General features: G+C 36.8%; 6 protein-coding genes. All 6 read left to right on the top strand.

Annotated elements, in window-relative coordinates; genetic code table 11:
* Positions 1-34 precede the first annotated feature (34 nt).
* Complete coding sequence (cwlP, locus tag KXD37_RS16805; protein WP_263463277.1) at positions 35-6,892, top strand: transglycosylase CwlP; 6,858 nt, start codon at positions 35-37, stop codon at positions 6,890-6,892.
* A gap of 50 nt (positions 6,893-6,942) precedes the next feature.
* Positions 6,943-7,701: a phage tail domain-containing protein gene (locus KXD37_RS16800; protein ID WP_263463276.1), complete on the top strand. Its 759-nt coding sequence runs from the start codon at positions 6,943-6,945 to the stop codon at positions 7,699-7,701.
* Positions 7,702-7,712: 11 nt separating this feature from the next.
* Complete coding sequence (locus tag KXD37_RS16795; RefSeq protein ID WP_263463275.1) at positions 7,713-10,340, top strand: phage tail protein; 2,628 nt, start codon at positions 7,713-7,715, stop codon at positions 10,338-10,340.
* A 14-nt stretch (positions 10,341-10,354) separates the two neighbouring features.
* A complete protein-coding gene (locus tag KXD37_RS16790; RefSeq protein ID WP_263463399.1) occupies positions 10,355-11,173 on the top strand; it encodes a hypothetical protein in 819 nt (272 codons plus the stop codon).
* Positions 11,174-11,188: 15 nt separating this feature from the next.
* Positions 11,189-13,225 (top strand): tail fiber domain-containing protein, encoded by a 2,037-nt coding sequence (locus tag KXD37_RS16785; protein ID WP_263463274.1) that lies wholly within the window; start codon positions 11,189-11,191, stop codon positions 13,223-13,225.
* A gap of 166 nt (positions 13,226-13,391) precedes the next feature.
* Positions 13,392-14,237, top strand: an 846-nt coding sequence (gene blyA, locus KXD37_RS16780) for an N-acetylmuramoyl-L-alanine amidase BlyA (RefSeq protein WP_263463669.1), incomplete at its 3' end; no start/stop codon positions are given.

The following is a 14,237-nucleotide window of genomic DNA, read 5'->3' as shown; positions in this document are numbered from 1 at the left end:
GTCCTCTCCCCTACTGAAAGGAAGTGATTCTTACTTGAGTCAAAACCTCAAAATTATACTAACCCCACAAGCTGATACCTCATCCAAAACTGTCGAACAGTTAAATCAGCAAATTAAATCTCTGGAAAAGAAACTCAATTCCCTCAAGCTCAATACTAATATTGATTCTACAACCTTAAAAGCTCTTCAAGAATTCTCCTCTGCTGTCGATACATATCAAAAAAACCTAAAATCCTATAATCAAACAGTTAAAGAAACCTCAACAGTAATTAAGAATGCTGACGGATCAGTTGAAAAGCTCACCCAGCAGTATAAGAAAAATGGTGAGATACTTCAACGTGAAACAAAAATAATCAATAATCGCAATACTGCTCTAAAGCAAGAAACTCAAGAGGTTAACAAGCTTACACAGGCCACTGAGAAACTAGGTCAGGTTCAAAAAAAGACCGAGCAGAGAAATCTGCAAGGACAACCAACAAAGGTTGTGCAGAAAAATCGCCACGGATTCGATGATATAGTTTATACAACTGATCCTAAAACTAATTCGACCTCTTCAAAAACTACAACTAATTATGACCAACAAAGGAGAGCAATTGAGCAACTTAAGCAAGATCTAGAGAAGCTTAGACAGCAAGGGATTGTTACTGATACGACCATCTCATCTCTTGGCCGAAAAATAAACACAGCTCAATCCGCTCAACAAATTGAAGCACTGCAAAATAAGATAAGGATGCTAGACGATAAATCTGCGGCAGTTGCAAAGAACAACGAATTAAAGAAAACCATTGAATTATATCAGCGACAGGCACAAGTGAATGTCCAAAACCTCAATACACGGTATGGTAGTTCAATGGGGTCTAATAATAGACAAGCTGTTCAAGATTATTTGAATGCAGTAAATAGTCTTAATGTAAGCACTGGAAGCAATAATATCAGATCACAAATTCAAAGCTTGAATATGCAATTTAGAGAATTAGCCTCCAGCGCTCAAGCAGCTGCTAATCAAGCTTCTTCTTTTGGAGCAGAACTAACCCAAACCTTCAAAAGCATGTCCACCTATTTAATCTCCGGTTCTTTATTCTATGGAGCTATCTCCGGCCTTAAAGAAATGGTATCCCAGGCTGTTGAAATTGATACTCTCATGACAAATATTCGCCGTGTTATGAATGAGCCTGACTATAAATATAATGAACTTCTCCAAGAATCTATTGACTTAGGTGATACACTTTCAAATAAAATAACAGATATTCTCCAAATGACAGGCGATTTTGGGAGAATGGGCTTCGATGAAAGTGAACTCTCCACGTTAACGAAAACTGCTCAAGTTCTTCAAAATGTCTCCGATTTAACTCCCGATGATACAGTTAATACTCTTACGGCAGCAATGCTCAACTTTAATATTGCAGCCAATGATTCAATATCAATTGCAGATAAATTAAATGAGGTTGATAATAACTATGCTGTTACAACCCTCGATCTAGCGAATTCTATCCGTAAAGCAGGTTCAACTGCTTCTACATTCGGGGTCGAGTTAAATGATCTTATTGGTTACACAACCGCAATCGCTAGTACAACACGTGAATCAGGGAATATCGTCGGCAACTCTCTAAAGACAATTTTCGCACGAATTGGGAATAATCAAAGCTCAATTAAAGCGTTAGATGAAATCGGTATTTCTGTCAAAACAGCTAGTGGAGAAGCTAAATCAGCAAGTGATTTAATAACTGAAGTTGCCGGTAAGTGGGATACACTTTCTGATGCTCAGAAACAAAATACTTCAATTGGAGTAGCTGGTATTTATCAATTATCCCGTTTTAATGCAATGATGAACAACTTCTCTATTGCTCAGAATGCGGCTAAAACTGCGGCTAATTCAACAGGAAGTGCTTGGAGTGAGCAGCAAAAGTATGCAGATAGTCTACAAGCTAGGGTAAATAAGCTTCAAAATAACTTTACTGAATTTGCTATTGCAGCTTCAGATGCTTTTATTAGCGATGGATTAATTGAATTTACTCAAGCAGCAGGTTCTTTGCTTAACGCTTCAACAGGAGTAATCAAATCAGTTGGGTTCCTACCTCCCCTTTTAGCTGCAGTAAGCACTGCAACCCTTTTGCTCAGTAAAAATACCCGCACATTAGCCACCACCCTAATTTTGGGAACACGTGCAATGGGGCAAGAAACTTTAGCAACTGCTGGGCTAGAAGCTGGTATGACTCGTGCAGCAGTCGCCTCAAGAGTTCTAAAAACTGCTCTTCGAGGGTTGCTTGTTTCAACATTAGTTGGCGGTGCGTTTGCTGCTTTAGGATGGGCGCTAGAATCATTAATTTCTTCTTTTGCAGAAGCTAAAAAAGCTAAAGATGATTTTGAGCAGAGCCAGCAAACCAATGTCGAAGCAATTACGACCAATAAAGACTCTACTGATAAACTAATACAGCAATATAAAGAGCTTCAAAAAGTTAAAGAGTCAAGATCTTTAACTTCAGATGAAGAGCAAGAATACCTTCAAGTCACTCAGCAATTAGCACAAACTTTCCCTGCATTAGTTAAAGGCTATGATTCTCAAGGAAATGCAATTCTTAAGACAAATAAAGAACTTGAAAAAGCAATTGAGAATACTAAAGAGTATTTGGCTTTAAAGAAACAAGAAACAAGAGACAGCGCAAAGAAAACATTCGAAGACGCTTCTAAGGAAATTAAAAAGTCTAAGGATGAATTAAAGCAGTATAAACAAATAGCTGAATACAACGATAAAGGTAGACCTAAATGGGATCTCATTGCAGATGACGATGACTATAAGGTTGCAGCTGATAAAGCTAAACAAAGTATGCTCAAAGCTCAATCTGACATTGAGAGTGGAAATGCTAAAGTTAAAGATAGCGTCCTTTCAATTGCAAATGCTTATAGTTCAATTGATATCAGTAATACTTTAAAGACGAGTATTAGTGATGTTGTCAACAAACTGAACTTAAAAGACGATTTAGATCCTGAAGAATTAGAAAAATTCTCCTCTTCTTTAGGAAAGCTTCAAGAAAAAATGCAAAAAGCTTTAGATTCAGGTGATGAAAAAGCTTTCGATAATGCAAAAAAAGATCTTCAAAGTCTCTTAGAAACATACTCCAAATCCGATTCTTCTATTGATGTTTTTAAAATGAGCTTCGACAAAGCACAGAAGAACATAAAAGATGGAGATAAGAGCTTATCTTCCGTCAAATCTGAAGTTGGTGATTTGGGTGAGACGCTGGCAGAAGCAGGTAACGAGGCAGAAGAGTTTGGTAAGAAGCTAAAAGAAGCTCTGGATGCAAATAGTGTCGATGATATTAAGGCAGCTATTAAAGAAATGTCAGATGCTATGCAGTTTGATTCCGTTCAAGATGCCTTAAATGGGGATATTTTCAATAACACCAAAGATCAAGTGGCTCCTCTCAATGATCTTCTGGAAAAAATGGCTGAAGGTAAAAGTATTTCTGCAAACGAAGCTAATACCCTTATTCAAAAAGATAAGGAACTTGCCAAGGCTATTAGCATCGAAAACGGCGTTGTGAAAATTAACCGTGATGAAGTCATCAAACAAAGAAAAGTTAAACTTGATGCTTATAACGACATGGTTACCTATAGCAACAAATTGATGAAAACAGAAGTTAACAACGCTATCAAAACTTTAAACGCTGATACCTTACGGATTGACAGCCTGAAAAAGCTACGAAAAGAACGAAAGCTTGATATCTCTGAGGCTGAACTTTCTGACCTAGAAGTTAAGTCAATTAATAATGTTGCAGATGCAAAAAAAGAACTTAAGAAGCTTGAAGAGAAAATGCTTCAACCTGGTGGATACTCCAATAGTCAAATTGAAGCAATGCAAAGCGTTAAATCAGCTTTAGAATCTTATATTTCTGCATCTGAAGAAGCCACCAGTACACAAGAAATGAATAAGCAGGCACTTGTTGAAGCTGGAACATCGTTAGAGAATTGGACAGATCAACAAGAAAAAGCCAATGAAGAAACCAAGACTTCGATGTATGTTGTTGATAAATACAAGGAAGCATTAGAAAAAGTTAATGCTGAGATTGACAAGTACAACAAGCAGGTCAATGATTATCCGAAATACTCTCAGAAATATCGAGATGCAATTAAGAAAGAAATTAAAGCACTCCAGCAAAAGAAAAAGCTTATGCAGGAACAAGCTAAGCTACTTAAAGATCAAATTAAATCCGGTAACATTGCTCAATACGGTATTGTAACCACTACATCTTCATCTGGGGGAACCTCTACTTCAACTGGTGGCTCATATTCAGGCAAGTATTCAAGCTACATAAATTCAGCAGCTAGTAAATACAATGTTGACCCTGCCCTTATTGCAGCTGTAATTCAGCAAGAATCAGGGTTTAATGCTAAAGCACGATCTGGTGTAGGTGCCATGGGATTAATGCAACTGATGCCAGCAACAGCGAAAAGCTTAGGAGTAAATAACGCTTACGATCCTTATCAAAATGTTATGGGTGGAACAAAGTACCTCGCCCAACAGCTTGAAAAGTTTGGCGGTAATGTTGAAAAAGCATTGGCTGCATATAATGCTGGGCCTGGTAACGTAATTAAATATGGTGGCATCCCTCCTTTTAAAGAAACACAGAATTACGTCAAAAAGATCATGACCAACTACAGCAAATCCCTCTCCTCTGCCACTTCTTCAATCGCCAGCTATTATACAAATAATAGCGCTTTTAGGGTAAGCTCCAAATATGGACAACAGGAATCCGGTCTCCGCTCCTCCCCACATAAAGGAACTGATTTTGCTGCAAAAGCAGGTACAGCAATTAAATCTCTTCAAAGTGGTAAAGTCCAAATTGCTGGCTACAGTAAAACTGCAGGTAACTGGGTTGTTATTAAACAGGATGATGGAACAGTTGCCAAGTACATGCACATGCTTAACACTCCTTCTGTTAAAACAGGTCAATCAGTTAAAGCCGGTCAAACTATTGGTAAAGTTGGTAGCACAGGGAACTCAACTGGGAACCATCTTCATCTACAAATTGAGCAAAACGGAAAAACTATTGACCCTGAAAAGTACATGCAAGGTATTGGAACTTCTATTTCAGATGCGTCACAAGCTGAGGCAGAACGGCAACAAGGGATAGCCCAGGCTAAATCTGATCTTCTCTCCCTTCAAGGAGATATCGATTCAGTCAATGATCAGATTCAAGAACTTCAGTATGAACTAGTTCAATCCAAACTCGATGAGTTTGATAAAAGAATTGGGGATTTTGATGTTCGGATAGCTAAAGATGAATCAATGGCTAACCGATACACTTCTGACAGCAAGGAGTTCCGAAAATACACCTCTGATCAGAAAAAAGCTGTGGCAGAGCAAGCTAAAATCCAACAACAAAAAGTTAATTGGATTCAAAAAGAAATAAAAACAAATAAAGCATTGAACTCTGCTCAACGTGCACAGCTTCAAGAAGAGCTTAAACAAGCCAAGCTAGATTTAATTTCTGTTCAAGACCAGGTTCGTGAGTTACAGAAACAACTTGTCCAATCTAAAGTTGATGAGACACTCAAGTCAATTGAAAAGTCATCTTCTAAAACCCAAGGGAAAATTAAAGATGTTGATAATAAAATATCAATGACTGAAGAAGATGAAGACAAGGTTAAGTACTATAGCAAACAGATAAAGCTTATTCAGCAACAACAAAAGGAAGCCAAAAAATATATCAAACAGCTTGAAGAGCAAAAGAAAGCTGCGAAAGGTTTCCCTGACATCCAGGAACAGATCACTGAAGAAATCGAAAACTGGAAAGATAAACAGAAAGATTTTAACCTTGAGCTTTATAACACCAAGAAATCGATCAAGGATATCTATAAATCATTGGCTGATGAAGTTGTATCCATCTACAAAGAGATGTACGAAAAAATGCGGGATATTGAGTTAGAAGCGCATCAGAAAGCGACTCAAGACTTGATTGATGAGATAGACAAGACTGATGACGAGGCTAAATTTCAAAAAGAATTAAAAGAAAGACAAGACAGTATTCAAAAGTTGACTGACCAAATTAATCAATACTCTCTTGATGATTCTGAATTCGGAAAGTCAAAAGTCAAAGAACTAACTGAACAGCTTCAAAAAGAACAGTTAGACCTTGATGATTTTCTAAAGGATCGCGAAAGCAACAAACGGAAAGAAGCACTCCAAGATCAGCTCGAAAAAGATGAGGAGTCAATCAACAATAAATACGATGATCTTGTAAATGATGAACGAGCCTTTAAGAATCTTGAGGATAAGCTTATGAACGGGAAAATCACCGATATCGCAAAGCAGCTCAATGAGTTCTCTAAGTTTATTAATAGTAATATGGAGTCCATTGGAAAGAGTATCTCAAACAACCTGATTGATAAGCTCAAAGAAGCATCTAATGCACTGAATACTGCTGTCAAAGGCAACACGACAGGTAAAAAAGTATCCTCTTTCGCTTCTGGAGGATACACTGGAACAGGATTAGGTGCTGGTAAGCTTGCATTCCTACATGACAAAGAACTGATCTTAAATAAAACTGACACAGCCAACATCCTTGATACGGTAAAAGCTGTTCGTGAAACCGCTGTGGACAATTCTCCAAAATGGGGTCAAGGAGTAAAATTAGCAGACCTTATTAAAAAAGGAATTACTTCTATTCCTTCATTAGTTCCTAACGTTAATCAATCAATGTTATCAAACAGTTTAATTCCGAATTTAAAGAAGATTGATATCCCCTCAAAAACAATTGCTTCTTCTGGAGATAAAACAATTAATCTAACAAATACTTTCCACATTGATAAGCTAATGGGAGGAGAATCGGGAGCGAGATCTATGTTTGAAAGCATTAAAAACGAAGTTGTAAAACTAAATGGTAGCATGTAAGAGTCTGCTTTTGCAGACTCTTTATTTAACTTAACTTGAGGTGGAAACTCATGATTAGAGAAAGTCAATACTTTATGTTCAATAATATCCCTTCTTATGAATTAGGAGCCGTAAATGTAAATACAGAAGGAGGACTTTTAGAGGAGTCGTTTATTGCAAATAGAACAGTAAATGAAACATACACTAGGCTATCTTCAGAACCATATGTAGACAATGTCAAACTTGAGCCGTATGAGATCCCTTTGAATTTTTACATAGAAAACCATCTAGATGAAAAAAATGTTCGAAGAGTTGCTCGTTGGTTAAATGTAGATGATTATAAACCACTTTCTTTTAGTAGAAATTTAGACATAATTTATTTTGCCTTACCAATAAACGCTACAGATTTAGTTCATAACTGTTCTAACGATGGATATGTGAAGCTCACAATGAAGGTATTCCCCTATAAATATGGGCAAGAAACAATAACTCATTGGTTTGATGTCACCTCAGGTGTTAAAAATATTGAAATTGAAAACATAGGGGATATCGACATTCCGTTATCGCTTGAATTTAAGAAGATAGGCAACGGTGACATAACTGTTGAGAACTTAACTTTATATAGAACACCTCTGAAGTTTACGGGAATAAAACATCATGAAGTTATCCATGTTGATTCCAATAAAAAATTGATCACTTCAAGTGTTTCGGGTTATGAATGTTATGACCAAGTAAATGAAGAGTATGTGATTTTAACAAGAGGTAAAAACAGAATTAAAATAAATGGTGAGTGCTATATTCGATTAAAATACCGATACAAATATTTATAGGAGGATGTATTTTGTTAAATAAGTTTAAACCAGGCGAAATCCTCCTTTCTTTAGCAAAACCAAATAAAAAGAAAATCGCTAATATTTCGGATTTCTCAAATGTATCTCTTAATCTAAGCTTTGCTGATTTAAATGATCTATCTTTTAATATTCCACTCAAAGCCAGGTACAATTTTTTGATGAAGCCCAACCATGTGGCAAAACTAATGCGTGAGTGGTATCTTATCAAGGCAGAATTCTTAAACAGAGTTGAATGGTTTGTGATAACCGGTTTAACAAAATCAGAGAATGAGGAGCAAACAATACAAGTTAGATGTCAAGGACTACCATACATCCTTCATAAAAACAAAATAAGGTCTTATCAAGGAGTTTCAAAGAATCTACAGGAAGTGGCCACTGATTGTCTTAAAGGCACAAGGCTCAATATCGGTTATATTGATCCTTCATTTAATGAAAAAAGACGATCATTTGATGTCACTTCAACAAGATATGAGTTTTTAAAAACAATATGGGAAACTTTTGAGGCAGTCCCAGTCTTCGACACTGTAAAGAACACTGTCTCTTTTTATAAGAAAGAAACAGTATCCAAGTACAAAGGTGTCCAATTCTCCCCTGAACGATTTATGATTGATATGGAAGATACCATTGATATTGATGAAGTCGTAACACGTTTAAACATCACAGGTAAAGACGGAATTGTGATTAATTCGGTAAACCCTACTGGACAGAGTTACTTGGACGATTTTTCTTATTTTCTATATCCTTTTAAACGTGATGAAAACAGAAATGTAATAAAACACAGTGATTACATGGATGATGATTTATGTCATGCGATTTTGGATTATAATGAACTTGTCAATAAAGAAGGCTCTTCTTTCCGCCTCCTTTTAAACCAAAAAAGGGATTTAGAAACCCAAAAAACGACTCAAGAAAATAAACTCTTCACTCTTGAAAACATTGAGCTACAGCAAATTTTAGATAAGATAACCGTAGCGAAAAAAGCCGGTGACGACACAAAAGATCTTATTAAACAAAGAGATGCAAAACTATTAGAGGTTACCGCCAAAAAAGCTGAAATATCTAGAATAAATTCTCAAATCACAAACATATCTCAGGAAATAGAAAAACTAAAAGACCGTTTATCGATGGACAAGTTTCTTGGTGAGGAACTTAAGAGGCAACTGTCTTATTTTATTTTTGAAGATGATTGGGCTAATGACAGTATCTTTGATGAGACAGAGCTTTATGAAAAAGGGTTAGAGGAACTGAGCAATAGAAACGCTCCCCCTGTCGATATCAGAACGAACATCGTAAACCTATTTAATGTTAATAGCGAAAAGGCATTTTGGGATAGAATTTATCTCGGAGATATAATCAGGGTAGTTAATAAGAATTTCAGAACCGATGTCAAAGCAACCCTTTCAGGGATGACTTTCGATTTTGATCAACAGAGTATACAGGTTACACTTTCAAACGGGAAAAGAGCCAGATCATTGGAACAGGAATTTGCTAATACTTTGTACACAGCTAAGAAAGCATCCACTGAATTTAATAAGAAAAAAATTGATTATGATACACTTCTTGTTAATTACAATGCACGTAATGATCGTATCTCATCTCCTGTGGCAAATCCAACTATTCTTAATAACGGAACCGCAATAACTCATGTTGTCAACGATAATGGATCGGTTGATATCTCCATTGAATGGCAGTTCCCAAATTCTAAAGAGGAAAAGTACAATATTGACGGATTCCTTGTCCACTGTTACTCAGATACATCTTCAGACACCTATATATTTGGATCAAAGATGTCATCTGAACAATATCTATCAGTTAGCTATGATAAGAGAATTGCAACCCTTACAGGACAGGTTTCAAATAAATATTATACGTTTGGAATTCAGGCCTACCGGACTGTTGAAGCGTCTATTGATAGCAGCGGACGTATACTTTCCGACATTATTCAACCCCAATTCCCCTCAGAGAACCCCTACCTCCCTTCTAATTCGGTTGAGGTTAAAGGAAGTCTTAATGGAAAAGTTAATGGTCTCTATACAATCTCCACAGAAACTAAGCCAGAAGATCCAGAGACAGGGACAATTTGGATCAATCCCCAGAACAATAAACAAGAACTGTATAACGGAGAAGAATGGATTGTCTCATCTGCAGGTTCAGCAGACTCCTTGAATGGTTTTAAAGCATCTACAACCACCTCACCAAATTCGATACCAGTGCGCAATGAATTAGGAATTATTAGTGGTTCAATAGACGGTAATGCAGAGTTGTTAGGTGGACGAGCAGCATCAGATTATGCATTAGCTGATAATATCCCCCTACCTCCTAAGTTCGCAAAGGGTGTTTATATAGGAGACGGTACTCCAAGTAAACAAATCCCCCTCTCCTTTACTCCAGATCTAGTCAAAATAACCCCGATTTCACCTGAAGACAGTCAGCTAGTAATTGAAAGTCAATTGGGGGGCTATGCCTATCAAGTTACTTCAACTGGACTTTCCCTTATTGGAGGAGATTTAAGTTATGGTGCTTTGGGAAACAACCTTTTTTTCACAGGCTCAGATAGTAACTGCAGAGGAAATAAATTAAACGTTAAATATATCTGGGAAGCATACCAACAAAATTAATGGAGGTGATTTAACTGGCTGATTTTGCTGAACTATATAATGACCCAATTTTAAGTAAAAAGAGAGTAGGTTCTGTTGAAGACCCATATCTGACTTATAGCGAGACATTAACTGTATACAACGGAAGAGCACTCCTAACTGAGATTCCTAACAGAGAGTTTCGCGTGGAAGTTATTGGAGATGAGAAGGAATGGCGAGAAATTGAAGATGGTGAACTTGAAGACAATTATTTTAAGGTTGATTACCTTATGGGAGTTGTCTTTTTTAATGCTTCAAATGAAGGAAAATCACTCACCTTTAATTATAGTGGTGAAGGTGCTGCCTTCTTCCCCGCCACTCGAATTTGGATTAAACGTCAAGGTAACATGGTTGTAGAGACTCTGCAAGGACTTATTGATGATGCTGAAGATGCAATAATACGGATGAATGAGAGAATCGCCGAGTGTGAACGAGTAACAAAACGATGTATCGAAATAACAAACTGGTGTAGACAAGCAACTTCTGATTATGAGTATGTAGTTGAGAACACTAGAAAAATATATTTGCCGATGGTTTATACATATCAAGATTTAATGGACACTTATCCAAATCCTCAAATTGGATGGGTTGTTACTGTTAGAGAAACCGGTATTGAATATCGTTGGGACGGTTTTGACTGGATTAATATTAGTATTTCAGATCAATATGATGGTTACGATGTAGTTTCCAGTTATGTTGAACCCTATAACATAAGAACAATATGGCTTAGGACGAACAATGCTCCTGTAAGAAAACGAGTAAAGACATCGGTGAATACACCTGATGGTAGCATGATTTGGATTCGTAAGGAATAAAGGAGGACACATACATTGAGCAATAATTTAATTCCAGTAAATACAATGGGGTATTACGATGAAGAGAAAGAACAATGGATACCTGTAGATGCTGTTGGCTTAAAATCAAATAATAATAGATACACAGCTGATGATATTAATCAAAAGTTCATTACAACAGACAATAAGATTGGTAATGTTGATAGTATTAAAGCAGAAGGAAGCTCTTTATCTGAAAAAATTATAAATGAATTTAACTACAGAGGGATAAATATTACCTGGTTAGGTGCGAAAGGTGACGGTGCTACTGATGATTCAACTGTCTTTTCTGAGATTGAGTCAAATTATCAGGATAAAACTTTTGATTTAGCTGGCAAAACCTATGTTGTTTCTTCCTTTCCAAGAAAAAATAAATATGTTAATGGTTATTTCAAGATAGGCCCCCAAACATTCTACTCCGGTTACGTTTCTATCATACAATCAGGTAATTCAAATGTTATTATTGGGCGCAATGCAGCAAAAAACTTCCAGCCTGGTGATCAATACACTGGAGTAGCCGGGCATAATTTAATTGCTATCGGTGATAATGCAATGCTTGCTGCCAGCCAAAATTCTAAAAACTCGATTGCAGTTGGTTTAAACGCTTTAAGTTCTAATGAATACGGTTTTTATAACATTGCAATAGGACAGAAAAGTCAATCTTCCTCCAATGGTGTTCAAGGACAAAAGTTTCCTGGCACAAGAAATGTTTCCATTGGTGATCACACATTAATGTTTAACAAAGACGGTTATTTAAATATTGCCATGGGTAGAAATGCCCTACAGACAAATGAACATAGTAAATGGAATGTAGCTTTAGGCGCTGGTTCAATGTCTGGCTATGCCCCTCTAGACCTCGACGGTTCTTCTATTGTTAACAACACCCCTCAATCATTTGTGTGTTCAACTGGCGTAGGGTTAAACACTTTATCGATGTCAAACGGAAATGATAATACCGCCATTGGCGCAAATGCTGCAAAAGAACTCAAAAAAGGAGATCGCAATACTGCTATAGGCGCTTATGCTATGGAGTCGTTTGAAAAAGGTGTTTCTTTTGAAGGAAATGAAAGAATTATTTCAGAGTTATATGGAACCTATGAATGGCGTGACCAAACTATTTCAGTAAATATGCCAAAACATGGTCTGAAGTCTGGTTACAAAGTTTTATTGTCAGTTAACGATAGAGAAGCAATATATTTTACAGTAACTGGCGCTACCACAGACACCTTCACAGTATCTACAAATATTAAAGCCTCAACTCCCGAAACAGGTACCTTGTTAATGAAAGAGTACAGTACAACTACATCTGTATCTAAAAGTTACGATAATACTGCAGTCGGAATTAAAAGCATGTATCAAGCAACTCGCGGAAACTTCAATACAGGATTAGGCGGATTCTCACTTTCTAAAAATGGTGGCGATAGAAATACTGCAGTTGGTTACTTAGCACTTGCGAGCAATGTTACAGGTACAAACAATACAGCTCTAGGCTACGGTGCTTTAAGGTTTATGACAGGTGGCGCAGAATTAAAAGACATTTCAAATTCAACTGGTATCGGATTTAATTCAAGAGTATCAGGGAGTAATCAAATTCAACTAGGTAATGGCGACGCAACTCCTTATTCATTCAATCCGCTTCAAAACAGGTCAGATTTGCGAGATAAAGCTGATATTAGAGACACTGTATTGGGATTAGATTTTATTAAAAAACTCAGACCTGTTGATTATAAATGGGATATTCGGGACGATTATGTAACTTTTGATCAAGACAATAATGTTATCCAGCTTGAAAAAGATGGTTCCAAAAAGAAAGATCGTTATCATCATGGTGTAATAGCCCAAGAAGTAGAAAGCCTTATTAAGGAAACAGGAGTGGATTTCGGAGGATTCCAACACCATGAAGTTAATGGTGGCGAAGATGTAATGTCAATTGGCTACACTGAATTTATTGCACCTCTAATAAAAGCAGTTCAAGAGCTTTCTGCTAAGGTTGAAGAACAAGCAGAAGAAATAGCAGTGCTTAAGAACTCATAATACAACCTTTTAGGAGGTGGTTATGTTCTAGATAAAATATAGATTTTATTCAAAATACATACTTGAAAGACAGAGATAACAAGAGCATACGTGAGATAAAGAGAGATTGGGTTTTGTCCCCTTCTCTCTTTTTGTGCTCAAATTTAATTTATAGGAGAGATGTTATTTGTCAGCTTATACAAACAATTACATTCCAGTAAACAAGTATACTCGACCTGGTTTAAAGTTAAATGGTGTGAAAAAATGCGTCCTACACTATACAGCCAATCCGGGTGCCGGCGCAGACAATCACCGAAGATACTTCAGCAATGCGCAAGTTTATGCATCAGCTCACATTTTCGTTGATAAAACCGAAGCAATTTGTATTATTCCGTTAAATGAAGTAGCTTACCATGCAAATGATATTCAGCAAAGAGATAGTGCCGGAAATCCTTATCGAGGAGTAGCTGCACTGAAACCTAACGCTAACTTCTTATCTATTGGGGTTGAGATGTGCCTTGAAAAAGACGGTTCATTCCATTCGGAAACAGTTGAAAGAACTGAGGATGTGTTCGTTGAATTGTGTAATAAGTTTGGTTTAGATCCTATTGATGATATTGTTCGTCATTATGACATCACCCATAAGAATTGCCCTGCACCATGGGTATCTAATAGCCAAAAATTTGTAGACTTTAAAAATCGAGTAAAGGCAAAAATGTCAGGCAAATCTGTTTCAAAAGCTTCTCCAACTAAACCAACAACCTCCTCCCCTTCCTCTTCATCAGCAGCAAGTGGTTCACTAAAATCAAAAGTTGACGGTCTTCGCTTTTATTCAAAACCATCTTGGGAAGATAAAGATGTTGTCGGCACAGTAAATAAAGGCATTGGATTTCCTACAGTTGTTGAGAAAGTTAAAGTCGGATCTGCGTATCAATATAAAGTTAAGAACTCTAAAGGTGCTACATATTACATCACTGCCTCTGACAAATATGTTGATGTTACAGGAACAATTAAAACTTCTTCCTCTACCCCA

It is taken from the genome of Bacillus sp. XT-2, assembly GCF_025696525.1.
In the GTDB taxonomy this organism is placed as follows: Bacteria; Bacillota; Bacilli; order Bacillales; family Bacillaceae; genus Bacillus; species Bacillus halotolerans.
The sequence above is the reverse complement of the archived record's forward strand: the minus strand, read 5'-3'. Positions and strand labels throughout refer to the sequence as shown.